24 protein-coding genes are annotated in these 26145 nt (G+C 67.9%); 13 read left to right on the top strand and 11 right to left on the bottom strand.

What is annotated here, in order from left to right; genetic code table 11:
• Window positions 1–2: 2 nt before the first annotated feature.
• A complete protein-coding gene (locus tag KM176_RS20840) occupies window positions 3–1526 on the bottom strand; it encodes a site-specific DNA-methyltransferase (RefSeq protein WP_160896500.1) in 1524 nt (507 codons plus the stop codon).
• A 2226-nt stretch (window positions 1527–3752) separates the two neighbouring features.
• Between KM176_RS20840 and KM176_RS20835 the strand changes: the two genes are divergently transcribed.
• Window positions 3753–4304 (top strand): hypothetical protein, encoded by a 552-nt coding sequence (locus KM176_RS20835; RefSeq protein WP_160896499.1) that lies wholly within the window; start codon window positions 3753–3755, stop codon window positions 4302–4304.
• Between the two features lie 353 nt (window positions 4305–4657).
• Here KM176_RS20835 and KM176_RS20830 read toward each other — a convergent pair whose 3' ends face one another.
• Entirely contained in the window at window positions 4658–5563 is a 906-nt protein-coding gene (locus KM176_RS20830) for an AraC family transcriptional regulator (RefSeq protein ID WP_160896498.1), read from the bottom strand.
• A 426-nt stretch (window positions 5564–5989) separates the two neighbouring features.
• Between KM176_RS20830 and KM176_RS20825 the strand changes: the two genes are divergently transcribed.
• From KM176_RS20825 to KM176_RS20790, 8 genes are all read left to right on the top strand, one after another.
• The gene (locus tag KM176_RS20825) at window positions 5990–6196 is read left to right on the top strand and encodes a cold-shock protein (protein ID WP_160896497.1); all 207 of its coding nucleotides are present in this window, start codon (window positions 5990–5992) and stop codon (window positions 6194–6196) included.
• Window positions 6193–6429, top strand: coding sequence for a hypothetical protein (locus KM176_RS20820; RefSeq protein ID WP_160896496.1), 237 nt, complete (start codon window positions 6193–6195; stop codon window positions 6427–6429). Before KM176_RS20825 ends, KM176_RS20820 begins: the two co-directional genes overlap by 4 nt.
• A gap of 355 nt (window positions 6430–6784) precedes the next feature.
• Entirely contained in the window at window positions 6785–7036 is a 252-nt protein-coding gene (locus KM176_RS20815) for a DUF982 domain-containing protein (RefSeq protein ID WP_160896495.1), read from the top strand.
• A 271-nt stretch (window positions 7037–7307) separates the two neighbouring features.
• The gene (locus KM176_RS20810; RefSeq protein WP_160896494.1) at window positions 7308–7703 is read left to right on the top strand and encodes a VOC family protein; all 396 of its coding nucleotides are present in this window, start codon (window positions 7308–7310) and stop codon (window positions 7701–7703) included.
• A gap of 167 nt (window positions 7704–7870) precedes the next feature.
• Entirely contained in the window at window positions 7871–8110 is a 240-nt protein-coding gene (locus tag KM176_RS20805; RefSeq protein WP_202398041.1) for a helix-turn-helix domain-containing protein, read from the top strand.
• Window positions 8107–9414, top strand: a complete 1308-nt coding sequence (locus KM176_RS20800) for a HipA domain-containing protein (protein WP_160896493.1) — start codon at window positions 8107–8109, stop codon at window positions 9412–9414. Before KM176_RS20805 ends, KM176_RS20800 begins: the two co-directional genes overlap by 4 nt.
• 232 nt (window positions 9415–9646) lie before the next feature.
• On the top strand, window positions 9647–11203 hold the full coding sequence (locus KM176_RS20795) for a DUF2235 domain-containing protein (RefSeq protein WP_160896492.1): 1557 nt from the start codon (window positions 9647–9649) through the stop codon (window positions 11201–11203).
• Window positions 11204–11604: 401 nt separating this feature from the next.
• Window positions 11605–13242 (top strand): MFS transporter, encoded by a 1638-nt coding sequence (locus KM176_RS20790; RefSeq protein ID WP_160896491.1) that lies wholly within the window; start codon window positions 11605–11607, stop codon window positions 13240–13242.
• A gap of 4 nt (window positions 13243–13246) precedes the next feature.
• Here the strand turns inward: KM176_RS20790 and KM176_RS20785 are convergent, their stop codons facing one another.
• Genes KM176_RS20785 through KM176_RS20775 form a run of 3 tightly spaced genes read right to left on the bottom strand, consistent with a single transcriptional unit; the run spans window position 13247 to window position 16985 of the window.
• Complete coding sequence (locus KM176_RS20785; protein WP_160896490.1) at window positions 13247–14932, bottom strand: ABC transporter permease; 1686 nt, start codon at window positions 14930–14932, stop codon at window positions 13247–13249.
• On the bottom strand, window positions 14932–15861 hold the full coding sequence (locus KM176_RS20780) for an ABC transporter substrate-binding protein (protein WP_160896489.1): 930 nt from the start codon (window positions 15859–15861) through the stop codon (window positions 14932–14934). Before KM176_RS20780 ends, KM176_RS20785 begins: the two co-directional genes overlap by 1 nt.
• A 14-nt stretch (window positions 15862–15875) precedes the next feature.
• Window positions 15876–16985 carry an ABC transporter ATP-binding protein gene (locus KM176_RS20775; protein WP_160896488.1) on the bottom strand — a complete coding sequence of 370 codons (1110 nt, stop codon included), beginning with the start codon at window positions 16983–16985 and terminating at the stop codon, window positions 15876–15878.
• Window positions 16986–17159: 174 nt separating this feature from the next.
• Between KM176_RS20775 and KM176_RS20770 the strand changes: the two genes are divergently transcribed.
• From KM176_RS20770 to KM176_RS20760, 3 genes are read left to right on the top strand one after another with little or no spacing between them, the layout of a single operon-like run.
• Complete coding sequence (locus KM176_RS20770) at window positions 17160–17969, top strand: helix-turn-helix transcriptional regulator (RefSeq protein WP_160896487.1); 810 nt, start codon at window positions 17160–17162, stop codon at window positions 17967–17969.
• Between the two features lie 43 nt (window positions 17970–18012).
• On the top strand, window positions 18013–18567 hold the full coding sequence (locus KM176_RS20765) for a YbhB/YbcL family Raf kinase inhibitor-like protein (RefSeq protein WP_160896486.1): 555 nt from the start codon (window positions 18013–18015) through the stop codon (window positions 18565–18567).
• Window positions 18564–19334: a class I SAM-dependent methyltransferase gene (locus KM176_RS20760; RefSeq protein WP_160896485.1), complete on the top strand. Its 771-nt coding sequence runs from the start codon at window positions 18564–18566 to the stop codon at window positions 19332–19334. The genes KM176_RS20765 and KM176_RS20760 overlap by 4 nt, the downstream gene beginning before the upstream one ends.
• Window positions 19335–19349: 15 nt before the next feature.
• On the opposite strand, the gene KM176_RS20755 is transcribed toward KM176_RS20760, so the two are convergent.
• A complete protein-coding gene (locus KM176_RS20755; protein ID WP_160896484.1) occupies window positions 19350–19844 on the bottom strand; it encodes an Lrp/AsnC family transcriptional regulator in 495 nt (164 codons plus the stop codon).
• 127 nt (window positions 19845–19971) lie between these two features.
• Here KM176_RS20755 and KM176_RS20750 point away from each other — a divergent pair, with 127 nt between their 5' ends.
• Window positions 19972–20889: a DMT family transporter gene (locus KM176_RS20750; protein WP_236045403.1), complete on the top strand. Its 918-nt coding sequence runs from the start codon at window positions 19972–19974 to the stop codon at window positions 20887–20889.
• Window positions 20890–20917: 28 nt separating this feature from the next.
• On the opposite strand, the gene KM176_RS20745 is transcribed toward KM176_RS20750, so the two are convergent.
• From KM176_RS20745 to KM176_RS20725, 5 genes are read right to left on the bottom strand one after another with little or no spacing between them, the layout of a single operon-like run.
• Window positions 20918–22300 carry a M24 family metallopeptidase gene (locus KM176_RS20745; RefSeq protein ID WP_202398039.1) on the bottom strand — a complete coding sequence of 461 codons (1383 nt, stop codon included), beginning with the start codon at window positions 22298–22300 and terminating at the stop codon, window positions 20918–20920.
• Window positions 22297–23367, bottom strand: a complete 1071-nt coding sequence (locus KM176_RS20740; protein ID WP_160896482.1) for an ABC transporter ATP-binding protein — start codon at window positions 23365–23367, stop codon at window positions 22297–22299. Before KM176_RS20740 ends, KM176_RS20745 begins: the two co-directional genes overlap by 4 nt.
• Before the next feature lies 1 nt (window position 23368).
• Complete coding sequence (locus tag KM176_RS20735; protein ID WP_160896481.1) at window positions 23369–24403, bottom strand: dimethylarginine dimethylaminohydrolase family protein; 1035 nt, start codon at window positions 24401–24403, stop codon at window positions 23369–23371.
• Window positions 24404–24421: 18 nt separating this feature from the next.
• Entirely contained in the window at window positions 24422–25294 is an 873-nt protein-coding gene (locus KM176_RS20730) for an ABC transporter permease (RefSeq protein WP_202398037.1), read from the bottom strand.
• Window positions 25291–26130, bottom strand: coding sequence for an ABC transporter permease (locus KM176_RS20725; RefSeq protein ID WP_160896480.1), 840 nt, complete (start codon window positions 26128–26130; stop codon window positions 25291–25293). The genes KM176_RS20730 and KM176_RS20725 overlap by 4 nt, the downstream gene beginning before the upstream one ends.
• Between the last annotated feature and the right edge of the window lie 15 nt (window positions 26131–26145).

The following is a 26145-nucleotide window of genomic DNA, read 5'->3' as shown; positions in this document are numbered from 1 at the left end:
GGTCAGGTCCTCGCCGCGATATCATAGGGCGTCTGGCGGAACAGAATGTTTTCCTGTTTCAGGGTGTCCGCCGACAGGCGGCAGGCAGTGCCGTAGACTACAAGTTCCCCACCGAAGCCCTCGGGCAGCGCGTCTTTCAGTAGGCGCAGCACCGGGCGGGTCAGCACGTTGCCACCGTGCGGGCTGCGGTCCTTCAGGATGCCGTTGTACAAAAGCGCCACCGCGCGACCCTCGTATTTGCCCAGAAGCGGGCTGTCGGGGACATCGCCCAAGGGCCGGCGGGTTTCCGAGAACCAAACATGCCGCGCCAAGTCGGCAAAGCGGATGGCCGCGTCGATCCGCCCCTCTGCGTCATAGACTGCCGGACCCAGGCGGCAGAAGCGGAAGCCGCCGCCGCCGGTCCAACCCACGTCGTTCGAGATGCCGCCGTCCTCACCCGCGATGACCTTTTTCAGGCGCAGTGCGCAGTGGGTGCGGGCGTGCTCGCCCATCTCGATGCCGATCCAGCGACGTCCCATTTTGTGCGCCACGGCAGCGGTGGTGCCAGAGCCGAGGAAGCTATCAAGCACAAGGTCGCCGGGGTTCGTGGCGATGTGCAGAATGCGTTGGATCAAAGGCTCCGGCTTTGGCGTCGTAAAGTTTTCCTCGCCGGGTGAAAGGTTGCGAAGTTCATTTTTTGATGTTCGATTGCTTCCAACCTCGTCCTTTTTCCAGAGTGTGCGAGGCACGAGGTCGGACACCTCGGTCAGATACCGTTTGATGCTGGGGCGCGCATTTTTCGTTGGTCCCCACCAGATGCGCCCATCCTTATCAAGATCTTGGAGCTTCTCTTGAGAGATGCGCCAAAAGCGACCCACAGGCGGCTGGAATTCCCGGCCAGTCGGTCCTGTCACGACGTATTGCCCTTTGCTGTAGGGCTTATTCGCGTAGGGATCGCCGGGCAGCCAAGGGCCGCGCGGATCATCGTCAGGATTCTTGTAGATAGCATTTTTCTCGGCGGAGCGAGGAAGCCTCTTCGGGACCCATGCCTCGTTCTTGGCGTAGACAAAGATATAATCATGATCTGAAGAGAATTGACGTGCCGAATTGCGCGGAGAGTCTGCCTTTTCCCAGATGACTGTATCGACGAAATTCCGACGTCCGAAAATCTCGTCCATCACGACCTTGAGGTAATGCCCCTCGTTGTCGTCGATGGAGACCCAGATAGAGCCATCCTCGGACAGGAATTCGCGTAGCAGCATCAGGCGCGGCACGATCATCGCCAGCCATTTCGCGTGCTCCAGGCTATCGTCGTAATGTTCAAAGGCCGATCGGGTGTTGTATGGCGGGTCGATGTAGATGCACTTCACGCGGCCCGCGTAAAAGGGCAGCAGCGCCTTCAGCGCTTCCAGGTTGTCGCCTTGTACCAGCAGCCCCTGATCACCTTCGCCTTGCGACAGCTCCGGCACCTCGTCCAGCAGCCGATAGGGCACCCTGTCCGCCGATCTAAGATCCTCGTCCCGAGTCAACCAGTTCAGCAGCGGCATACCTGTCTCCCGTCATGCCGGGATCATCTTCCGGCTTCGCCGCGGACCCTATCTCACGCCCACGCCAATGAAAAGTCGGCCCAGATCTCTTGATCCGGGCTGAGCAAGCCGAAATTGTACCACCACAGTCGGGCCTAGCAAGGAAGCCGTTCCAAAGCTTCGGATCACCAAGCCACATTCCATAGTTGAGTTCCAGTGACGTACACATGAGGTGACGAATGTCAGTTCTTGGGTAAAGTAGGCTAAGTCCTCGACCGGCATGATCGTCAGCTTAGGGGGGGAGACACCGGTCATCCACCGCCCCAGGCGCGAAGGTCGGCTTGGGGGAGCTGCGCCGCAGCGCGGCGCGGCCAGGCAAATGTCCGGAGAGGGCCGAGCACGTCGATACGGCCGCGCGGGCATCGAGGAAGGCGTGCTGCGTTGCCGCATGGCCGTTTGGAGCCCTCACCGGACCTTGGAGTAGATGATGCAAACGCGGGGCTATTCATGCCCGCAAATCGCCGGATTTCGGGGGCCGGTCGTTGTGATATGCCCCATTGCCCCGGGTTTCCTGCCGCTGCAAAAGCAGCCCCGGCCACTTGGAGGGACAACACAACGGGCCCGGCAATGCCTTGCGACAAAAAGAAACTTTGGAATCGTCACGTGATTGTGGATCCAGAGGTCCCCCGCTCAGGCCGGGGAGGCGGTACCATACCTCTCAACATCTTCGATGCCCTGACCCGCGCGCCGCTTGAGGCTGTCGTGTCGGGCGCGTGCCATTCAGGTTTCCGGGCTTCCACCTGAATCCCTTCGCAAGCTTTCCCTGCACGGATCCGTTGCCGGGCTGTCTGCGCGCCTCAACCGCCCGCGCGATCATCGGTCCTGTCCCGGCGTCGTCTCATGCGGACGGTGGTGCGATGGCCGGTCAGAAGATTGGGCCGCGCCCGCCCGCGCGGGGCGTGGCACCTCGAAGCCGGGGCGAGGCCGAGGGGATGCCGCGATCTGAGCGGGGGGAAGGCGAGGCTGGCAGCACTCATTAAGGGGAACTGAGCGTTCCGAGGGGTGTACGGGAAAACGCCAGCCTCATACCAATCAAATATCAAATATGGCATTTATACAATCCAAAGTTGATATGTGTGCGGAATATGGTTCCAGGCGGATCTGTTGGCCGAGGCGAGAGGGGGCCTCCGGTTTCGGCACAGATGCGGCAGGGGGCGGGACCAGGCGGGAGGAAGGGGGAGGCCAGTTGCGCTTGGCACGCGGGCCAAGCTGCGCACGGGGATGCCTTGAAAACCGGCCTCGCATTTACACTTAGTTCATCTGTCTTAATGAACGGTTAATTCGAAGACAGGGCCTGGCTGGCGCAGGGGCATTGTCTTGATTGTCTTGGAGGCGCCGCCTCCGGAGGACCGGTCTCTGCATCCGCGAGCCAGGGAAGATTTTCGGATGCGGGGGCGCCGGGACATCATCCACGGGCGACAGGTCTCTCCTGTCATTTTTCGGATCTTTGGCCGGCCTGCCAAACATGCCTCACTTTCGGGGGGCAGGAATATTACGTCAGTTTCAGAAGCCTAATGAAGGCAAGGCACAGAAGGACCAGAAGCGTAGCCGGAAAGATGACCTTCCCAAGATGGACGAAGGTCCTGACTGGCAGGATGCCCTGCATGACCTCCTGCGTTCTGGCGACCCGCCTGGGGGTGCCCAGGAGGGCAGCTGCCACAGGTGCCGCAATGGTCGCGAGGGCCAGTACGGATACCAGGGAAACACTTGCCGGCGTGACCGGGAAGGTCGCCAGGCCGATCGGGACGGCAGTCGTCAACGCCTGGAGGATCTTTCCTCCGGAGAGGCTGACAAATCGGGAGGCTCTTTCGGCCCTTCACGGGCGATTGTCGATCATTGTGTTCGCCTTCAGAGAGCCTCGAGGTTGCCTTTTTATGATGCGGTGCGGCGAACCTCTTTAAAGCCCGAAGCTGTGGGACGCCTGAGTTGAAATCGAGCCCCCAGCCAAGCCATCGGTCTGGCGGCGGGCTTGGCGGCCCCGGTGCGCACGGCGGTCAGGCCGGTCCGAACGGGTGGCCCTCTTGTCGCGGCCTGTCGAACCGCGATGGCAGGAATCTACAAGACCCGGCCAGAGCACACCCCTATGTTTGGAAACGTATCCGGCCCCCGGAGGACGCCGCCCCGGATCACCGTGAAGGGGCTTGCAACGCCCTGGCAGGGAACGATTTCTGGGCGCGATGAGGCGAGGTGACAGTGACCGGCGAGGGGACCTACAACATTGGACGCGCCTTCGGCCTTCCCGCCGCGCCCGTCCTCTCCATTGTCCCGACGGGCGGGGCCGCGCTCACGGCCTGCCTGCTCGAGATCCCGGCGCCCGGTCCGCAGGGCCGTCCTGTCGTCCTTCCGCCCGCCGATGCCCATTTCCTGATGCTCTACCTCGATGCGGCGGAGCATGCAGAAATTGATGCGGATGGCGTGCAGGGGGCGCTGCGCCATGTTCCTGCCCGCGCCATCTGCCTGATCGACCTTGAGGAGGGCGCTTCCATCCTGCTGGGCCACCCGTTGCGGGCCGTTGCCTTCGTCTGTCCCCGACCGGTGCTGCGCGATGTCGCCCGACTGGCGGGCACGGGCGAGGGCACCTTGCGGTGTCTGCACGGCACTTCCGATCCGGTGGTGGCGGATCTGGCAACGGCTTTGGTGCCGCTGTTCGGGGCGCCTGCTGCCTCCCGGGCTCTGTTGCGGCATGTGGCCATGGCGCTCTGTGCGCATCTGGTGCATAGCCACGGGGCCTGGCCATGAGCCCGGGACCGGTCCGCTGTTCGAACGCTCTGCCGCCTGGTACGGCCCGGACGCCCGCTGCGGAACAGCAGCAGGCAGCGGGCTGTGTGGTGGCTTTGCGCAAGGGGGCGCTGCGGCAGGACCCCTTGCGCCGGCAAACGGAATGCGGCCTTGCCGCCCGCGCGCGAACTGCTGCGCAGCGTGATGCCGATCAGGGGAAATAGCGCTGCGCTGCGGCTTGGCAGATCAGGGCCATCCGACCCGGGCGTTTTCGGCCTTCATCAGTGAGGCGCCGGAACGCTGGCGGGGCGCGCATGGCCCTCAGCCAGAGCCGTTGCAGGCGATATGGCGGGCCTGCGTGTCGAAGCGCCGGTCTAGCTGCGCAGATCGTGGCGCCAGCGGCCTGGCGAGGTGCCGACCGTGCGGGTGAAGGCGCGGGTGAAGTGGCTCTGGTCCAGGAAGCCGCAGGTCAGGGCGATCTCCTGCAGCGACAGCCGGCTGCTGTCCAGCAGGTCGCGGGCCCGTTCGATCCGGCGTTGCGTGATCCAGCGGTAGGGCGGCATCCCCGTGGAAAGCTTGAAGGCTCGGGTGAAATGCGATGGCGACAGCCGGCAGGCGCCGGCGATGTCGGCCACCTTGATCGTGCCGTCAAGCCGGGCATCCATCATTTCGCAGGCGCGGGACAGCTGCCAGGGGGCCAGCCCGCGCGCGGGCGTCGGCGGTCGCACGGTCCGGTCGCCATAGGTCAGCGCCAGATGCGTGCACAGCGCGTGGCCGACATGGTCGAGGAACAGCAGGCTGGCGGTCTCGGGTGTTTCGAAGGCCGGCAGAAGGGCCCCCACCAGGCCGCGCACGATCTGGTCGTCGATATTCGCGCCGGGGGCAGGCACCAGCGTCCCGATGCGGTGCGGCCCCAGGTCCTCTTCCTGCGCATCGAAGGCAACGCGGGGGACGTGGAAATTCACGCAGTCGAAGGCCGAGCGCATGTTGGCCTGCCAGGAGCGGTTGTAGTCGTAAAAGCTGAAGGTGCCCTTGCGCAGCGTCTCAAGCGCGACATTGCGGCCATCGACCCAAAGGTCGCCCCGGTAATCGCGCATCTGGTAGGCCAGCATGAAGGCGTCCTCGGGCGCATGCTGGTCCACGAAGCCGTGGTTCGGCGTCTCGCGCGTCAGCCGCGAGACGGAGACGACCGCCTTGTCCAGGATCGAGGCCCGGACGGTCTGCGCCTGCTGCACGCGCAGGTATTCCATGCGGTCGTTGGTTGCCGTTGCTCTCGACATGGGGGCCAGCCTTTCCGGGGGCCGCCGGCGCTGCGGTTGGGAGGCCCCTCGGCTGCGGACTGTGCCGTCTTGCCGCAGCGGGGCCAAGATTTCCGGCGCGCCTTGCCGGTGGATTGAGAGCATTTGGTGATAAAAAGGAGCCTCCGGGACAAGAGTTGCCCGGGGTTTGCTCCAAGGGGGCAGGGGACGCCTCGGGGAGGTCGCGCGCCCTTGTGCGGGCGCCCATTCGACCGGGGCGTTTCGCATTGCGTTTTGCCGCGGCGCGGTTCGTCCTTGTAAAAGGTCGCCCGAAGCCCCATGTAGGGACTGCTAACGCTTTTCTCTTCGACATTCTGCTTCCGCCTGGCGGTTACGGTTGATCGACTTGGATCGACTTTTGCCGGGCTGCCGCATGTTGCGGGCAGCAATTATCAGGAGACCACGGATATGGCCAATGGCACCGTGAAATGGTTCAACACCACCAAAGGCTTCGGCTTCATTCAACCGGATAACGGCGGCAAGGATGTCTTCGTGCACATCTCCGCCGTGGAGCGCTCGGGCCTCTCTTCGCTGCCCGATGGTCAGAAAGTGACCTTCGATATCGAATCCGGGCGTGACGGGCGCGAATCCGCGACCAACCTGGAACTGGCGTGAAGCCAGCCCTGGACGATATCCTCAAGGGTGTGCCGTCCCAGGACGGTAATGGCGGGAAACCGCTGAAGCCCTCGAAATCGTCCGAAACGCGCCGCTCCCCGGGCGAGACGCAACTCGACAAGATCACGGCCAGCGCCAAAAGGGTGCTGGCTGAGGAAGCCCAGGCGCGGGCCGAGAAGACGGCGCGCCTCAGGGCGGCTCGGAAGGCGACCGAGCGCGACGGCAACAGCTGATCGCTCGAAGGCGCGGCCCGTTTCGTTTCGAAACGGGCCCGCGTCAGCCGCTGCCACCCCGCTTTGCGGCGGGGGTCGGACGGCGGTCAGGATTCGCCACAGCCAGATCACGTTGAACATGCAGCCGCTGCGGTTGATCCCGCCCGGTTCCGGCGGAGCATCGCGTCTGCCCCTCTCCATCGTGACGGGGGCGATGCGTCGCATGGGATGGAACGGCGTCGCCCGGGTGGCCGGGGCATGATCACGCTCCGATCCCTGACGCACCTCCCTGTAACGGCCCCGGGGGCGGCGGCAACTGGACGGCGTGGCCTGAGGCCGCGCCCTGAACAGACATGAACAGACATAGGAAACAGACATGATGGATATTCCCTGGGGCGAGCCCTTCGCCCTGATCGACTCCAAGGGCAACGACGTGGCCCGTGTGGGCACGATTGAAACCGCGCACCACTGGCTGCGCCGCAAGTGGCCGGTGGCCGATGGCGCGCAGAAGAAGGCGCTGCTGCGGGTCGAGGCGGCCATGGACTGCATGGGATCGGTCGACGAGGCGCGGCAGGCCTTCCTGCTGGCGGCCCGTTCCGCCGGTTTCGTCCCGGCGCGCCGCGCCTGAGAGATCCCGCCCCCCCGCGCGAGGAGCACGGCGAGGGGGTTCTGAGCAATGTCCTGCCGGGCGGCGCCAGCTTGCGGCCCGGGCCGGCCCATCGCGCAACCGTCCCGCCCATGCCCCGAAGGCGTGACAGGCCCGCAGGCCCGGCGGACTCAGGGCAGGTGCCGTGGGGGCGCCCCGCGCCGGCGCCGCCAGTTTGCTGACACAAGGCTGTCAGCAGCCCCCCTGTAGACCTTGGGCCGGTCGGCCCGTTGCCGGCGCGAAAGGACAGATCATGAAAATTGCATCGCTGCGCTACATCGCGCGGGATATCCAGGGCCTCGTGGCCTTCTACGAGACGATCACCGGTCGCAAGGCCGACTGGCTGGCCCCGGTCTTTGCCGAGATCGTCACCCCCTCGGTGGCGCTGGCCTTCGGCACGCAAGAGACGGTGGCGCTGTTCGCGCCGGGCAGTGCCGAGGCGGGGGCCAACCGCAGCGTGATCCTGGAGCTTCAGGTGGCCGATCTGGAAGCCGAGTTCGCACGTCTGAAGGCGCTGGATGTCGTGCATCCGCCGAAGGATCTGCCCTGGGGCAACCGGACCTTCCAGCTGCGCGATCCGGAGGGCAACCTGGTCAGCTTCTACATGCCCGTGACGGAGGTCGCGCGGGCCCGGTTCGGGCAGCGCTAGGCGGTTGCAGGGGCGGGATGCCTGTTCATTGTGACAATGATCGTTGTCATATTGGGGGTGGTCGCCGCATTCATGAAAAATGACAGCGATCGTTGACAAACGGGCGGGCAATGCCTATCTGCTCAAAAATGTCAGCGATCACTGTCATGAACTGCGGATGAAGTGCCATGCCCGACCCCGATCCGAAACCGATGCGCATCCTGAACGCCCATGACCTGGGACAGGCGATCCGGCGTCGCCGCAAGGCGCTTGGCCTCACGCAGGAGGATGTCGCCGCACAGGTCGGCATCGCCCGGATCACCGTCGGCGCCATCGAGAATGGCAAGGAAACCGCCCATATCGGCCTGGTCCTGCAGGTCTGCCGTGATCTGGGGCTGCCGCTGATGACGGAGGGCCCCCAGGGATGATTGAGCTGGATGTCTTCCTCGAAGGGGTCGAGGCTCCGGTCGGGCGGCTTGTCCGGCAGGAGGATCAGGGCACGTCCTTTCGCTATCTTCAGGACCACCTGCCGCATCCGGTGTCGATCGGCTTGCCGGTGCGCGAACAGCCCTACGAGGATCCGCAGGCGCGGGCCTTCTTCTCGAACCTGCTGTTCGAGAACCGGATGCGAGAGCAGATCATGGCGCAGCACGGCATCGGCGCGCAGGACTACGTGGGTCTTCTGGCACATCTGGGGGCCGACTGCCCCGGCGCGATTTCCTGCGTGCCGCGCGGCTCGGGGCCGGGCAAGGCGCCGGGGGATCTGGCTGCCGATTACGACGCCCTGTCCGAGGTTCAGCTGGCCGAGCTGATCGGCACCCTGGCCCGGCACCGGCGCCTGCCGCAAAACCTCATGGATCCCTCGCCGCTGGCGGGGGTGCAAAGCAAGATCGCGGTCACGCGGCTGGCGGACGGGCGGCTGGCCCTTCCGAGGGCCGGCAGCCGCGCGCCGACCACCCATATCCTGAAGGTGCCCACCGTCGCCGACCAGCCGCAGGTCCGGCAGGAACACCTGGCCATGGCGCTGATGGGGCGGCTGACCGATCATCCGGTGGCCAAGACGGAGATCCTGGAATGCGACGGGCTGGCCGGGCTGCTGGTCACCCGCTTCGACCGGCGGATCGAGGCCCATGGCATCCACCGCCTGCACCAGGAGGATTTCTGCCAGGCGCTCGGGCTGCCAGAGCAGCTCAAGTACGAGCGTTACGGCAGTGCCGGACGCTGCTTCGATGCCCGGGCGGTTGGCCGGGTGCTGGATCAGCTGGCCCGTCCCGGCGCGGCGCGCCTGGCGTTTTACGAGGTGATGCTGGCGGGGCTTGCGCTTGGCAATACCGATGCCCATGGCAAGAACCACGCCGTCCTGCACGGGCCGGAGGGGCCCGGGCTTGCCCCGGTCTATGACGTCATGCCGACGATCCTTCAGGATGTGCGTCACGACATGGCCTTCCGGATCGGTGCGGCGCTGATGACCGATGACATCACCGCCGAAGATATCGTGGCCTTCCTTCAGGCCATCGGGGTGAAACGGGCGACCGCGCCGGTGCTGGCCCGTGGCCGGGCAGTGCTGCAACGGCTGCTGGATATCCTCGAGGATCCTGCGGAGGATCTGCCAAAACGGGTCTTCGATGCGGCGGCGCAACAGGTGAAATGGCTGGCCCCGGCCCTGGGCATCGACCGCGAGACCCCGGATTTCGACCTCGTGCCGCTGGCGCGGGTCGAAAGCTGGGAGTGAGGGGCGCGCCAGCCTGAGCGGGCTGGCATGCATCCCGGCGCGTTGCACGGGTCTTGCGCGCCCGGGCCCCGGGCTGCACGCCGGGGCGGCAGGGCCGCGCGGCGGCCTCAGCCTCTGTCCATGTTTTCTTGCCAGCTTCCCCTGCGGAAACCAAGCTGTCCCAAGGGACAGCACAGAGAGGGCCGGCGGGCACGGCAAGGGGTGTGCACCGGTGCGGCCAAGGGGGGATGGAATGCACCTGATCGTGTTTTGCGACGGCACCTGGAATACACCGGACCAGATGGAGGACGGGCTGCCGGCGGCGACCAATGTGGTCAAGCTATACCACGCGCTGGCCCCGGCAGATGCCGAGGGCGCATCGCAGCTCAGCTATTATCATCCCGGTGTCGGCACCGAGGGCGGCTGGTGGGACCGCATCGCCGGGGGCGGCATGGGCGAGGGGCTCGATAAGAACATCATGAGCGCCTACAACTGGCTGGCACGGCATTACCGGCCGGGGGCGCGGATCTGGCTTTTCGGCTTCAGCCGGGGCGCCTACACGGTGCGCAGCCTGGGCGGCATGATCGCGCGCTGCGGCCTGCTGGATCCCGGGCAGATGTCCGATGCCGCGATCTGGTCGGCGATCCACGCGCTTTTTGCCACCTATCGCGAGGACCCGGAAAAGGCCGAGCCGGTGATCGCGACGGGGGCGCGGCCCTTCCACGGCGTGGCTCCGGGCCAGCCCTGCGCGCAGACGGTGCCGATCCACTGCATCGGCGTCTGGGACACGGTGGGCGCCCTTGGGGTGCCCGACGACATGGCGCTGCTCAACCTGCTGGACGACCCGGCGCGGCACGGGTTCCATGACACCAGGCTCAGCCCGATCGTGGCCCATGCCCGCCATGCCCTGGCCATAGACGAGCACCGCCGCAGCTTCACGCCGACGCTCTGGACCGGGGTCGAGGATCGCCCGAGCGTCCGGCAGATTTGGTTTCCCGGGGTCCATGCCGATGTCGGGGGCGGTTACGGGCGCTGCGCGCTGTCCGACGGGGCGCTGCATTGGATGATGGAGGAGACCGCCGCCCTGGGGCTGAGCTTCCGTGACACGCTCGACGACCAGATCTGCCCGGATCCGCGCGGTCAGCTGCACGATTCCGTCTCGGGGGTGTTCAAGGCGCTGAAGACGCTGCCCCGGGCGGTGCCGGATTTCGCCGCCGCCAGCCCCGCGCTGCATCCCTCCGCGCTGGCGCGTCACCGCAACCCGCCGCTCGCGCAGGGCGGCTACTGGAAGACCCGCCGCCTGGCTGCCGGAGAGCACGCCACGGTCGATGTCTTCGCGCAGGAACGCTGGAACCGCACCGGGCTTTATCTTGAGGCCGGCGCGACCTACCGGCTCGTGGCCGAGGGCGAATGGATGGACGGCGGCATCACCTGTCCGCCCGGCGGCACCCGCGACGGCAGTTTCCAGCTGGGCGAGGCGGTGCAGATGGCGTCCTCGGTGCTGGGCCGGTTCGAGGGGCTCTACAAGCGCCTGACCGGCAACGGGCAGGCGGACATTCCCTTCACCAAGCGGGTCGAGGAGGCCGACTGGTTCGCCCTGATCGGCACCATCGCCAACGGAGAGCTGCCCGATGCCGCCGCGCGCGGCGGCGCCGGTGCGGCATTGCACGAAACCTTCGTCATCGGCGCCGGCGCCGATGTCACGCCGCTTCGCAGCGGTTATTTCTACGCCTATGCCAATGATGCCTGGGCGACCTATGGCAACAACTGCGGCAGCGTCCGCCTGAGCGTCGAGCGGCTGGAGGGCTGATCCCGCAGGACCCTGAGGCGTTGCTTCAGGATCATCCTGCAAGGATATGTTTTCCTGAATGAAATGGATATGGGGCAGGGGCGTCTGGGAACCGGCGCCCCCTGTCATCATCGGGGCATCCGACAACGATCCCCCGTCGTATTGCCACTGGCGGAAAGGGTCGGGTCCGGCCCGGTCGGATCTGCCGGGCGCCGTGGCGCCCGCGCTGTGATCACAGGCTGCGCCTGTGCGGGAATGCACGGGCTTGGGCCTTGAAAGTCCTGCGCGTTCCATGCGTTATTCCCGGACAAGACAAGAAGGATCACGAGCCGCGGGGCCGCGTTCGACTGTCCTAAACCCTGATCCCGGCGCGCCATCGACCGTCCTGGCCCGTCCGGGGCCACCGTCGCCGGAGCGAACGCATGGAACCCAGAAGCCGCACCTTTGCGCCTTTCGGCATCGCCAATTTCCGCAACCTCTGGATGGCCTCGCAGGTGTCGAACCTGGGCGGGCTGGTGCAGATGGTGGGCGCCGGCTGGCTGATGACTTCGCTGGCCGGCTCAAGCGACATGGTGGCGCTGGTGCAGGCGTCAAACACGCTGCCGATCATGGCCTTCTCGCTGGTGGCGGGGGCGCTGGCCGACAGTTTCGACCGTCGCCGCATCCTGCTGATGGCCCAGCTTTTCATGCTGGCGGTGTCCTGCGCGCTGGCGCTTTTCGCCTGGGCGGGGCTGCTGGGGCCCTGGGGGCTGCTCAGCTTCACCTTCGCCATCGGCAGCGGCATGGCCTTCTACAATCCGTCCTGGCAGGCCAGCATGGGCGATATCGTCGACCGGCCGAACCTTTCGGCGGCGGTCAGCCTGAATTCCATGGGCTTCAACCTGATGCGGTCGGTCGGGCCGGCGATCGGCGGCTTCCTGGTGGCGCTGGCGGGGGCGGCGGCGGCCTTTGGCTTCAACGCCGTGACCTATATCCCGAACGTCATCGCGCTCTGGCTGTGGAAGGCCCCGGCGCGGGATGAACGGCTGCCGCGCGAACCGCTGGGCCAGGCGCTTGGGGCGGGGCTGCGCTACATGGCGATGTCGCCGCACCTGCTGAAGGTACTGGTGCGCAGCAGCCTGTTCGGCTTCGCGGCCTCCTCGGTCATGGCGCTGCTGCCGCTGGTGGCGCGCGATGTGCTGCAGGGCACGGCGCTGACCTACGGCCTGCTGCTGGGCTTCTTCGGGCTGGGCGCCATCGGCGGCGTGCTGATCAACGGCCACCTGAGGGCACGGCTGGCGAACGAACGTATCGTCGTGCTGGCCTTCCTGGGCTTCGCGCTCGGCATGGTGATCCTGGCCTTCGGGCGGGTCATCGCGGTCAGCGCGCTTGGCCTGATGATCTCGGGCGCCTGCTGGGTGGTGGCGCTGTCGCTGTTCAACGTCTCAGTGCAGATGTCGACGCCCCGCTGGGTGGTGGGCCGGGCCCTCTCGTTCTACCAGACCGCTACCTTCGGGGGCATGGCACTTGGCGCCTGGATCTGGGGCCTTCTGGCGGAACAGCATTCGGTCTTCGTGGCGCTGCTGGTCTCGGCGGCGCTGCTTCTGCTGGGGGCCGTGGTGGGGCGCTGGTTCCGCCTGGGAGAGTTCGGCGGCCTCGACCTCGATCCGCTGAACACCTTCCGCGAGCCCGAGCTGCGGCTGGATCTGCAGGCGCGCTCGGGTCCCATCGTGATCCTGATCGACTACCTGATCGCCGAGGAGGATATCGACGCCTTCCTGGCCGCCATCGGGCGGCGGCGCCGGGTGCGCATCCGCGACGGAGCGCGCAACTGGTCGCTGATGCGCGACCTCGAGAACCCCGACCTGTGGCGCGAACGTTTCCATGTCGCGACCTGGAACGACTACCTGCGCCACAATGCGCGACGCACCAAGTCCGATCTGGAAGGCTACGAGGCGCTGGTGAAGCTGCATCGCGGCGCAGGCCGCCCGGCCGTGCACCGGATGATCGAACGTCAGGCGGTGCCCCAGCACGAGGACCTGGTGCTGAAACCCGGCCCCGACGAGACGCCGCATCACTAGGGCCTCAGCCCGGTGACAGGCGGCCCCGCATCAGGGCGATCAGCAGCATCGGGATCAGCGTCGTGATCGCGATGGTGCAAAGCGCCATGGCCATGCCCAGCCCCACCGATCCCTGGTCGAACTGCCGCCAGATGTAGACCGAGATGGTCTCGTAACCGACCGGCGCCACCAGCAGGGAGGCGACGAGTTCGCGCGAGGCGACGGCGAAGACCAGCAGCATCGACGTGATCAGGCTGGGTGTCATCAGTGGCAGCACGATCCGGGCGAAGGCGGTGCGGGGGGCGGCGCCGCAGACCCGGGCGGCGGCCTCAAGGCTGTCGCCCTGCTGTTGCAGCGCCGCCGAGGCATAGCGCACCGGTTGCGGCAGCAGCAGGCAGGTATAGGCCAGCAGCAGGATCAGCGGCGTGTTGTAGGGGCTGACCGGCAGCCAGGGCTGGTTCCAGGCCAGGATGATGCCGACACCGACGACGACGCCGGGCAGGGCATTGGGCATCAGCGAAAGCGCATCCAGCGCCGCGCGTCCGCGCCCGGCGCCGCGGGCCACCGCATAGGCGGTGATCGCCCCCAGCCCACCGGCCAGCAGCGCGGTCGCCACACCCAGGCTCAGCGAATGCGACAGCGCCCGCAGCCCGCCGCTGCCCAGGTCCAGCAGCTCGGCGAAATTGGTCAGTCCCAGATTGTCGGGCCGCAGCCCGCCCGAGATCGTCCGCCCGAGCGCCGCCGCCAGGATCGCCAGCAGCGGCAGCACCGTCGCCACCCCCGCGACCAGCGCGAACAGCGCCAGCACCGGCAGGCGCCAGCGGCCCAGCGGGCGTTTCTGGAAGGGCTGGGGCTTGCCGCCGAGGATGCGGTAGTCGCGCCGCGCCAGTAGCCAGCGCTGCACCGCGAAGGCGGCCAGTGCCAGGAGCACCAGCACCAGCGACAGCCCTGCGGCTTCGGGCAGGTCGATGGGCCATTCCGACACCCGGTTCTCGATCCCGGTGACCAGCACTTCGAACCCGATGCGGCGGCCAAGGGCGGCCGGGGTGCCGTATTCCTCGATCGCCATGGCGAAGACCAGCAGCAGGCTGGCGGCGATGCCGGGGGTGGCCAGCGGCAGGGTCAGCCGCAGGAAGGCGCGCCAGGGACCGGCGCCGCAGACCCGCCCGACATCGGAAAACCGCGCGCCGATGGTCTCGAAGTTGCGGGACAGGATGAAATAGACCACCGGAAAGGTGTTGAGCGCCATCAGCAGGATGATCCCCGGCACCGAGAACAGCAGCCCCGCCAGGTTCACCCCGCTCAGCTGCTCCAGGTAACCGCGCGGTTGCAGCGTCAGGATCCAGGACAGCGCCGCGATATAGGGCGGGATCATGAAGGGGATCAGCAGCAGCAGGTCCCAGACCCGGGCACAGGGCACCCGGAACAGCGCCCGCAGCGCCGCCAGCGGCAGCGCCAGCGCCGCCGAGACCGCCACCGTGCCCAGCCCCAGCACCAGCGTGTTGCGCAGCAGCACCGCCAGCGCCGGATCCGAGAGGACCCGCCAGAGGGGGCGGAAGGGCGCGGCCAGCGAGCCGCGCCCGAGATCGGGAAAGACCGCGACCAGGACGACGAACAGCGCGGGCAGCGCCACCACCAGCCCCAGCGACAGGGCCGAGATCCACAGGAATCCCCGGCTGCCGCCGGCCCCGGTGGTGCTGCCCCGCGCCATCAGCGGAAGATGCCCTGGAAGGTCGAGAGCACCTCGTCGCGGGCCGGTGCGCCCTCGTTCGACATCAGCTTCATGTCGCCGATCAGCGGCCGGTCGGCCTCGATATCGGTGCGGGCGGGCATCAGGTAGGCGGCGGCCACCATGGCCTGGCCGGGCTCCGAAAGCACGTAGTCGAAGAAGGCCTTGGCGTCCTCGGCGTTCTGCGAGGATTTCAGGATCATCATCGGGCGCGGCGCGATCACGGTGCCCGAGCTGGGGAAGATCGCCTCGATGCTCTCGCCCTTGGCGGCGGCATCCATGGTGATGTAGTCGACCCCGGCGAAGACGGCGGCCTTGGCGCCTTGCAGGACGGGGGTCAGCGCGGCCTTGTTGGCCCCGGCAACGATGGCGCCATTGTCCTTCAGATCCTCCAGCAGATCCTTGCGGTCATTGGCCAGAAGGGCCTCGACCAGGGTGAAGGTCCCGCCCGAGGCGGCGGGATCGGGCAGGGTCACCATGTCCTTGTAGGCGGGCCGGGCCAGGTCCGCCCAGTCGGTCGGGCGCGGCGTGCCCGAGGTGGGGTTCCAGGCGATCACCAGCCCCGAGACGCCCTCGGCCACGGCACCGGGCAGCTTCAGGAAATCGGGCACGGTGGCGGCATTGGGGCTGTCGTAATCCAGCAGCAGCCCTTCCTCGGCGAACTGCGTGGCGGTCCCCCAGGAGGCCGAGATCACCATGTCGGCGACCGGGTTGGCGGCCTCGGCCTCAAGCCGGGCCATGATCTTGCCGGTGGTGGCCTGGAAAACGTTCACCCTGGTGCCGGTGGTGGCGGTGAAGCCGGCGGCAAGGGCATTGATCAGGCTGCCGGGGCCGGCGGAATAGACGGTGACATCGGCCCGGGCCGTGGTGGCGGTGGCCAGCAGAAGGGCGGCGATCAGGGAAAGCTTCATGACGGGATCTCCGGTCAGGGCAAGGGATGGTCGGTGGGGTCGTCGGTGGCGGGGAACCAGCGCAGCGCTTCGGGGGCGAAGGCCAGCTCCAGGTCGTCTCCGGGGGCGGCGGGGCGGGGGCTGAGCAACGCGACCTCGTGCTCGGTGCCGGCCAGCCGCAGGGTCAGGGCAAAGCCGCTGGCCCGCACCTGCACCCGCAGCACCCGGGCGGCCAGCCGGGCGCGGGCATCGGGCGAGGCGGTGGCAGCCGGGGCCAGGGCGCGTTCGGGCAGCAGCACCCGGGCGGCCGCCCCGGCGGGGGCGTTCGGTGGATCCGGCAGGGCGACGCGGCTGCCGGTGATGGTCCAGCCTGCCTCTGTCCGGCTGGCCGGCAGCAGCGTGCCCAACCGCAGGAAGGCCGCGATCCCTGCGCTGGCGGGGGCGTCGATCAGGGTGGCGGGGGCGGCCAGCTGGGCGATCCCGCCATCACGCATCACCGCGATCCGGTCTGCCAGCGCCAGCGCCTCGGCATGGTCATGGGTCACGTAGACCGCGCTCAGCTTCAGATCGGCCACCAGCGCCGCGATTTCGTCCACCATGGTCTCGCGCAGCTCCCGGTCGAGGTTCGACAGCGGTTCGTCGAACAGGACCAGCGGCGGTTCGGCGACGATGGCGCGGGCGATGGCGACGCGCTGCTGCTGGCCCCCCGACAGCTCGGAGGGGCGGCGTTCGGCCAGCGCGGCCAGCCCGACGCGCTCCAGCGCGCGGGTGACGCGGGCGCGGCGTTCCGCGGTCGGACAACGCTGCATCTCCAGCGGGAAGGCGACATTGCGTGCCACCGACAGATGCGGCCAGAGCGCGTAATCCTGGAACACCATGCCCAGTCCGCGCCGTTCGGGCGGCGCAAAGAGGCCCCGGCCCGGATCGGCGACCGCCTTTCCGGCGATCTCGATCCGTCCGGCATCGGGGCGCAGCAGACCCGCCAGCAGCCGCAGCAGCGTCGTCTTGCCGGATCCCGAAGGCCCCAGCAGTGCCAGCACCTCTCCGGCGGGCAGGGTCAGGTCGATGCCATCCAGGATGCGGGTGGCGCCGTAGCTCAGCCCGAGGGCACGGACGGACAGGGCGGGGGGCAGGCCTTGGGTCATGGTTCGGAACTCATCTGGTTCCTGCGCGCTTAGGCGCCCGATGTAACGTGGATGTGTCAGGTCCGTGATTGCGGGCGGTTGCCCCTGCAGGATGGGCCTTTCAGGCGGGACATGCCGGGCAGAGGGGCGACGGGGTGCTTGTGGCGGGGCGGCGCACAGGTCTAAGAGAAGGCCATGTCCGCGCTTTCCGCCATCGACCTGCGCCAGTCCCGCCGCGCCGAATTCCGCTCTCTCGTTTCGGAGCGGGCGATCATCGTGCTGGTGCGGGCAGGGCGCAAGACCGCCCGCCGCGATCACCGCCAGCTGGAACTGACGCCTGCGCGCATCGGCATCCTTGAGGCCGGCGCCCCCTACACGGTGCAGAACCACCCGCCCGAGGAGGGCGCCTACCGTGCCAGCGCGCTGCTGGTCGCCCCCGAGACGATCGAGCGCCTCCAGCAGGAGGTTCCGGCCCGGGGCGATGCCTTTCACACCACCGGCGACGACCGTGCCGTTGCCGCCTTCGAACGCGCCACCGCCGCGCTGTCGGACCCGCTGCTGCCCGAACGCCTGCGCGAGAACGCCGTGCGCGAGGTGCTGCTGTGGCTGGCCGAGGCCGACATCCGCTTCGGGCCGCCGCAGGCGGATCTGGTGACGCGACTGCGCCGTCTGCTGGTGCAGGCCCCCGATCAGGGCTGGACGACGGCGGCCGCCGCCGGGCAGCTTGCCCTCAGCGAGGCAACGCTGCGGCGCCGGCTGGCGGCAGAGGGCACCAGTTTTCAGGACCTGCTGGCCGATATCCGGATGAGCTGCGCCCTTGGCCTGCTGCAAACCGGCGATCTTCCGGTCGGGCGCATCGCGCTTGAGGTCGGCTACAGTTCCCCGTCGCGTTTCGCGCTGCGCTTCCGTGACCGTTTCGGCCTCAGCCCGTCGCAGGTGCGTCGCCCGCAGAATGATCGGAACGGCACCGAGCTTGCGCGGATCGGCACAACGCCGGGCCCGTGACGCCGCTAGAAGGGCCTTCTGAACGAACAGAAGGAGTTTCCAGATGCACAGCCTTGTTTCCCGCGCGACCGCCGGCCTGCTGGCCGCGCTGCTGCTGGCCCCTGCCGCCCGCGCACAGATGGAGCTGACGGATCTCTCTGCCACGCCCGGGGGCAGCATCGCCCCCGCGCAGGTGCTGTCGGGCTTTGGCTGCACGGGGGGCAACCGCTCTCCGGCGCTGCGCTGGAGCGGCGCGCCCGCGGGCACCAAAAGCTACATCGTCACCATGTACGACCCCGACGCGCCGACCGGATCGGGCCTCTGGCACTGGTCGGTCTTCGACATTCCGGGATCGGCCAGCGGGCTGGAGGCGGGCGCGCTGCCGCAGGGCGCGGTTGCCGCGCGCAACGACTTTTCGATCAACGGCTATTCCGGGGCCTGCCCGCCGGAAGGCCAGACCCATCGCTACCGCATCACCGTCTATGCCATGGGCACGGAGCGGCTGGCGCTGGACAGCACGGCCTCGGGGGCGATGGTGGGCTTCTTTGCCGAAAACGGCGCGCTGGATCGGGCGCAGGTGACGCTGCCCTACGGGCGCAAGGACGGAGACGAGAAATGAGCGAACGGACAATCCCCGCCGCCGGACAGGTGTGGAATGCGCAGGATTACGCGGGCAAGGCGGGCTTCGTGCCCGCGCTTGGCGGCGACGTGCTGGCGCTGCTGGATGCGCAGCCGGACGAGCGGGTCCTGGATCTGGGCTGCGGCGATGGCGTGCTGACCCGCCGCCTGGCCGAAGCGGGCGCGAAGGTGACCGGGCTGGAACCCTCGCCGGAACTGGCCGGGGCGGCGCGCGCCCTGGGGCTGGACGTGCTGGAACGCGATGCCCACGACGGGTTCGGAGAGGGTGGCTATGACGCCGTCTTTTCCAACGCGGCCTTCCACTGGTTCCGCGATCCCGGGCTGGTGATGCGCCATGCCTTCCGTGCCCTGCGCCCCGGCGGGCGGCTGGTGGTCGAACAGGGTGGTTTCGGCAACGTGGCCGCCGTGGTCACCGCGCTCCATGCCGCGCTGGAGGCCGCAGGCCTGGCGGAGCGCGCCCGCTGCCCCTGGGATTTCCCCTCGGTCCCGACGCAGCGCGCCCGGCTTGAGGCAGCGGGCTTCACCGTCGACACCTGCGCGCTGATCGGGCGCCAGACGCCGCTTGCCGCGGGCATGGCGGGCTGGCTGGACACCTTCGCGGGGCCCTACCTTTCGGGGCTGGAGGTCGCGCAGGCCGAAGCGATCAAGGCCGATGCGGTGCGTCGTCTGGATGCGCTGCATGATCCTGCGACCGGCTGGATGGCCGATTACGTGCGGCTGCGGTTCTCCGCCCATCGTCCCGTGTAAAACAGCGGGGCGCGCCTAGCGCGCGCCCCGCAGATGCGCCGTCGGCAGGGCGGTGGTGTATTTCACCTGGGTCAGCGCGAAGCTGGAGCGGATCTTGGAGACCCCGGGGATCTGCGTCAGGCAATCCAGCACCAGTTCCTGATAGCGCAGCAGATCCTCGACCACGACGCGCAGCATGAAATCGGCCTCTCCGGTCATCAGGTAGCATTCCATCACCTCGGGGCGGCCCTCGATCGCGTCGGTGAACACCCTGAGGGACGCCTTGTCCTGCTTGTCCAGCGTGACATGGACGAAGACGTTCACCAGCAGCCCCAGCTTCACCGGATCCGCCAGCACGACCGAGCCGCGGATGATCCCCTGATCGCGCAGGTCCGCCACCCGCCGCCAGCAGGGCGAGGCGGAAAGGTTCACGATCTCGGCCAGCTCGGCACTGCTCAGTTCGGCATTCTGCTGAAGCGCATCGAGGATGCGCAGGGTGGCATCGTCCAGCTTGACCCCGGGGTTGGGCATGTTTCACCTGATATGGTCACGATTTCGGTAAAACTGACCGATTTGAGTGAAAACTGGAAGAGGTTAGACCGGAATTTCCGGCTCTCATCGGCCATTTTGTCCCGAAACGTATTTCAGGATGATCGCCATGGCCCTTGCCGAGATGACCCCCAGCCGCCCGGTGGCGGCCAATACCACGCCGCTCTGGCTGCTGGCGATGGTGACGCTCTGGGGGCTCAGCTGGCCGGCGACGCAGATCGCGCTGCTGAATGTGCCGCCGCTGTGGCTGGCGGCCTTCCGCTTCGGCTCTGCCGGGATCTGCCTGTTCGCCTTCCTGGCCGCGAAGGGGCAGTTGCGGCTTCCCAAACGCGCCGACATGCCCATCGTCGGCAGCATCGGGCTGATGCAGATGATGACCTTCACCGGGCTGGGCATGATCGCCATGACCAAGACCGACACCAGCCATTCGGTGCTGCTGGCCTATACCACCCCGCTCTGGAGCGTGCTGCTGGGCTGGCTGCTGTTCCGCGACCGGCCCGGGCGGGCGCAGCTGGCGGCGGTGCTGACCGGGGTGGCCGGGGTGGCGCTGGTCTGCTCTCCGGCGGAAACCGACTGGAGCAGCGCGGATGCCCGCCTTGGGGCGGCCTTCCTGCTGATCGGCGCGATCAGCTGGTCACTGGTGATCCTGCATGTGCGCCGCCACCGCTGGGTGTCCTCGCCGCTGGCGCTGGCGCCTTGGCAGATGCTGCTGGCAACCGTGCCCCTGGCCGGGCTGGCCTGGGGGATCGAGGGCGCGCCGCATGGCATTACCTGGTCGCCCGAGCTTCTGGTGCTGCTGGGCTTCATCGGCCCGGTTGCGACCTCGGCCTGCTTCGTGATCTCGGCAGAGCAGGGCCGCCGGATCAGCGCCTTTGCCATGTCGAACTTTACCCTTGGCGTGCCGCTGATCGGCATTGCCTCCTCGGTCTGGCTGCTGGGCAACCGCCTGTCTCCGGTCTTCCTGGCGGGGCTGGTGCTGGTGCTGGCCGGGGTGGCGCTGGCCGGGCTGGCGGCGCGGCGCCGGTAGGGGGGCGAAGGCCGCCCCCCGGGAACGCTCAGTCGGTCAGCGCCAGCAGCTGGTCCGAGGCCAGCCAGAACGGCGCCAGGCACAGCGGCGTGTTCGACATCAGCAGCAGGTCGGGGGCGACCTCGATCCCCAGCTCCTGCGCGACAAAGCGGCGGCGGGCCTCGCAGCGTTCGGCGACCTTCGGGTAAAGCGCGGCCAGTTCCGCCCGCAGGGCGGCATCGGCGAAGGTCACCGGATCCTCGCAGTTCAGCGCCTGGCCATCGGGCAGCGGCGCCGGGATGATATCGACCTGGAAGGGCATCCCGGAGGCGATGGGCAGTTCCGAGCCCGGGAAGACCGGCGAATGCACCCATTCGTCATAGCCCGTCAGGTGCCCGGGGTTCAGCATCGAACGCAGGCCGGCGCGTTCCAGCACCTCGCGCACCACGGCCTCGATCTCTCCGCCCCTGGTGCCCAGACCGGCGGTCTCGTACCAGGCGATCTGGGCGGCGTAATAGCCACGCGCGACCTCCAGGAAGGCGTCGTTGCCGCTGTCCAGCATCCCGGCCCGCGCGGTCAGCCCGCCGGGGAAGGAGACGCAGGTGGTGGCGCCATCGCCGCGCGCGGTGCGCCGCGCGGTGGGGCTGCGCATCCCCAGGATCGCCGTGCCGGGCGCGGCCGAGGAAAACATCGGGTGCACGTTCATCGCCAGCCCGTCATGGCCCATGCGCGCGGCGGCCTGAAATTCGCTGTCCCCCTCCCGGTAGCCGGATACGATGTTCCAGACCGCCACGGAGGAGCGCTGCGCGGCCCATTCCGCATGGGCGATGCCATGCACATCGAGGATCGCGCGCAGCCCGTCGAGCGGGTTCATCAGCACCGCCGTCACATCCGACAGCGCATCGGTGCCGCCGGCGGCGCGCGCCAGGCTGTCGATCACATAGGCCGGCACGAAGTAGCTTTGCGCGGGGCCGTCCCATTCCACGGGTGCAAGGTATTTCCAGCCGGCCACGCCGATGCTGTCGCCGGCTTGCACGCCGCAATCGGCCAGCACGCGGGACAGGTTGGGCGCGCTGTCGCGCCACTGCGCCATCAGGCTGAAGGACTGGCAGAGCACGGCCTCAAGCCCCGGCAACCGGCCAAGCGCCACATGCGAGACGTTTTCGTTCCCGGTCAGCAGCAGCCGTTCGCCACTTGGGCCCAGCAGCAGCAGCGCCTCTTCGAAACGGGGGTCGAAGTCGGTCAGGAAAGCCAGGTTGGCGGCATGTTCGCGGTCCGCGTAGACGGCGACCCAGCGGGTGCCGGCGCGGGCGTAAAGCGCATCGCAGCGGGCGGCAAAGACCGCTTCGGGGATCAGCGGACGGGTGTCATCCAGGGCAATCTGCGGCGGCGCGATCGGGCGCAGGCCCAGCTTGGGTGTCAGGTCTTTCATGTCTGCCTCGCGGGAAGGAAACCGATGTCGTCGGGGTGCACCGCGCAGGTGATCGGCCCCGGGCGGAAGGCCGGGCCCGTGGGCCCGGAGGTCTGGCTGGCGATCAGCGGCTGGCCGTCGGGGCTGCGCAGGAACAGCCGGTCGCCGGTGCCGGCAAAGCTGATGTCCTCCAGCGTGAGCGCCAGCTCCAGCTCGCCTGGGGCGGCGGGGCCGGGGCGCAGCGCCTCGGGGCGGATCCAGCCGGTCACCTTGCCGTCGGCGCAATGCAGCCCGGGATCGAGGTGGCCCAGCCGCAGGCGGCGGCCCAGCAGGTCGATCTCTCCGGAATGGGGATCATGGCGCGCGGTGAACAGGTTGTTGCCGCCGATGAAACCCGCCACGAAACTGTTGGCGGGACGCGCGTAGATCTCGCGCGGGGGGCCGGACTGGACCAGACGACCGCGATGGAACACCGCGATGCGGTCCGACATGGCATAGGCCTCTTCCTGGTCATGGGTCACATAGAGGAAGGTCACGCCGGTCTCGCGGTGCAGGCGCTTCAGCTCCTGCTGCATGCTGTCGCGCAGGCTGCGGTCGAGCGCCGAAAGCGGCTCGTCCAGAAGCATCATGCGCGGCCCGAACGAGAGCGCGCGCGCCAGCGCCACGCGCTGCTGCTGGCCGCCCGAAAGCTGCGCGGGCTTGCGCCTTGCCATGGCCTCAAGCCCGACGAGGGCCAGCATTTCCTCGACCCGGGCCTGGATGCGGGCGCGCGGCCATTTGCGCACCCGTAGCGGAAAGGCGATGTTGTCGGCCACGCTCAGGTGCGGAAACAGCGCATAGCCCTGGAACACGAAGCCGAAGTCACGGTCCTCGGGGTCCAGGCGGGTGATGTCCTGATCCCCCAGCAGGATGCGGCCCGCGGTGGGTTCGGTGAAGCCCGCGACCGACATCAGCAGCGTCGTCTTGCCCGACCCCGAGGGGCCGAGCAGGGTGACGAATTCCCCCTCCGCGACCCCGAGCGAGATACGCTCGAGGGCACGGACCTTGCCGTAGCTTTTTTCAAGCCCGTCAATGGTCAGGAAGGTCATGTCACAGCGCGTCCCGCGCCAGCGGCGAGGTGGAGCAGTGGATGCCGCCGCCGCCCAGTTCGACCGCCTCGTAGTCAATCGTGACGATCTCGATCCCGGCCTTGTCCATCAGGTCGGCCAGGCGCGGCGTGCGGGTGTCGTGCATGATCACGCGGCCCGGTTTCACCGCCAGGCAGTTCAGCGAGAAGGCGTTGTCCTCGGGGGGCAGTTCGATCAGGCGCATCCCGCGCTTCTTGAGGTAGTCGAGGAAGAAGTAGGGCAGTTCGTTGATGTTCACGATCGCGGTCTCGCGGTCGACCATCATGAAAGAGCCGTCGATGTGAATGCGGTAGCCCGGCATCGGCAGCTTGATGAGGTCGATCCCGAGGCCGTTCAGGATGCTTTCGACCTGGCGCACGCCTTCCTCGTTGCAGGCGACGGTGACACCGCAGACGGCGGTCTTGTCGTCGATCAGGGCAAAGCCGCCGCCTTCGAAGACACCCTCGCCATGGACGGTGCCCAGGATCGGGCAGCCGGCATTGGCAAGCGCGCGGGTGACGGCGATTTCCTCGCCCCGGCGGACCTTGCGCGCCAGGCGGGTGACGATGGCCCCGCCGCGCACCGAGATCACGCTGTCACGGGTGAAGATCTGCTTCATGGCGCCGTCGGCGGGCTTGTCGACCAGCACCACGTCCACGCCCTCGGCGCGCAGGGTGGCGGTCAGGCTGTCATGGGCGGCCTGCATCGCGGCCAGGTCGGGCAGGGTCTTGCCCATCCAGTACCAGCCTTCCTGCGGATCGCCGAAGCCGCCGATCTCGGGCATGGGCATGTCCTTGACGACGCCCAGTTCGGCGCCGGGGCGGTGCATCAGCACGGTGCGCAGCTGGCCGATGTCGGAGGTGCAGCCCCAGGGCTGGCCCCAGACGCGGGTCTGTTCCTCGGGGTCGTCGAAGCCGGGGGTGGGCACGGAACCGAAGGTCTGGAAGAACTTCGCCTCCTTGTACTCATGCTCGCTCATCGCGGGGGTATGGGCGGTGACCTTGGTGGGTTTGTTCATGGTCCTATCCTCTTGGAATCAGTTGTTATGGTTGGTTTTCTCGGCGCCGCGGCGGTCCCAGATCAGCAGCCGGGCCAGCAGACCCAGCACGGTGATCAGCAGCATCAGGGAGGCGATGGCGGCGATGGCCGGATCGACATTGTCGTTGATCGAGGTCCAGATCCGTCGCGGCAGGGTGACGATGTTGCGGGAGGTGACGAAGAGCGTCACGGTGATCTCGTCCCAGGAGACGATGAACGAGAGCAGCAGAGAGGCGGCCAGCCCCGCGCGCAGGTTGGGTAGGATGACCCCGGTGACGATCATCGGCGGGCGCGCGCCAAGCGAGCGCGCCGCGCGCACCACCGCCGGATCCAGGTTGCCAAGCGCGCCGCTGATTGCCAGCACCGCCAGCGGCATCGCCAGGATGACGTGGATGATGATGTTGCCGAACCAGGTATCCAGCAGCGACAGCGCCGACCACAGCCGCACCATGCCGACCGCGTAGATGATCGGTGGCACGATCAGCGGCGACAGCAGGATCACCCGCATCAGCGAGGGCCAGCGCCCGGCATGAAGCCAGGCCCCGATGGAGAAGGCCGCCGCCAGTGCCGTGCAGCTGAGCGCCGAGACCACGCCGATCACCGCGCTGGTCAGGATCGAGCCGATCCAGCCCTTCGAAGGGTCCGCCAGCGCCCGGAAGTGCTGCATCGAGAGCCCATCCACCGGCATCGACAGGTAGCTGCGGTCGGTGAAGGCCACCGGGATCACCACCAGCATCGGCACGAAGAGAAAGCCCAGAAGCACCCAGGTCAGCACCCGGGGCACCCAGGTTTCAAGGCTGCGCATCAGGCCGGCGCGCCGATTGGCGCGGGCCGGGGCTTCGGCGGGCAGGGCCAGGGATGTATCGCTCATTTGCGGCCTCCTTCCAGGGCGGCGCGCAGGGCCGGGTGGCGGGTGGCCAGCCAGACCAGCAGCCCGACCGCGACCAGCAGGCTGGTCGACAGCGCCGTCGCCACGCCCCAGTTCAGCGTGTTCGAGATCTGCACCGAGATGTATTCGGCCACCATCAGCACCCGGCCTGCGCCCAGCAGCGCCGGTGTCACCAGGAACCCGAAGGAGAAGATCACCACGAAGAGCGCGGCGACCAGCAGCCCCGGCAGCGACAGCGGCAGCCAGACCCGGCTGAAGATCATCCAGCGGCGCGCCCCCAGTGACCGGGCGGCGCGGATCACGCTCTGGTCGATGTCGGAGAGGTTGGCGTAAAGCAGCAGGATCGCGAAGGGCATCATGTAGTGCACCATGCCGATGACCACGCCCAGCTCGTTGTAGATCAGGGCCAGCGGCTTGTGGATCAGCCCCAGGTCCTGAAGGGTGGAGTTCACGATGCCCCGGCGCCGCAGCACGGTGATCCAGGCGAAGGCGCGCACCAGGACGGAAATCCAGAACGGCACCAGCACCAGGAACATCGCCAGCCGCCGTCGCCCCGGCGCCATCTGCACCATGGCCAGCGCCACGATGTAGCTCAGCGTCACGGTGATCAGCGTCGTGGGCACCGTCACCTGCACGGTGGTCCACAGCACCCGCCGGATCGCCGGGTTGGTGACCAGTTCCGCGTAGTTGCCAAGCCCGGGCGTGGGCTCGCTGAAGCTCAGCCCCAGGACCTGAAGGATCGGGTAGACGTAGAAAGCCAGCATCAGCGCGCCCGCCGGCAGCGTGAGCGCGAGGGCCCAGCGTTGGAAATGCGACATGTTCGATGACCGCCC

This window comes from Pseudooceanicola endophyticus (genome assembly GCF_018760365.1).
In the GTDB taxonomy this organism is placed as follows: Bacteria; Pseudomonadota; Alphaproteobacteria; order Rhodobacterales; family Rhodobacteraceae; genus Pseudooceanicola; species Pseudooceanicola endophyticus.
This window is presented reverse-complemented; position numbering and strand designations above follow the sequence as displayed.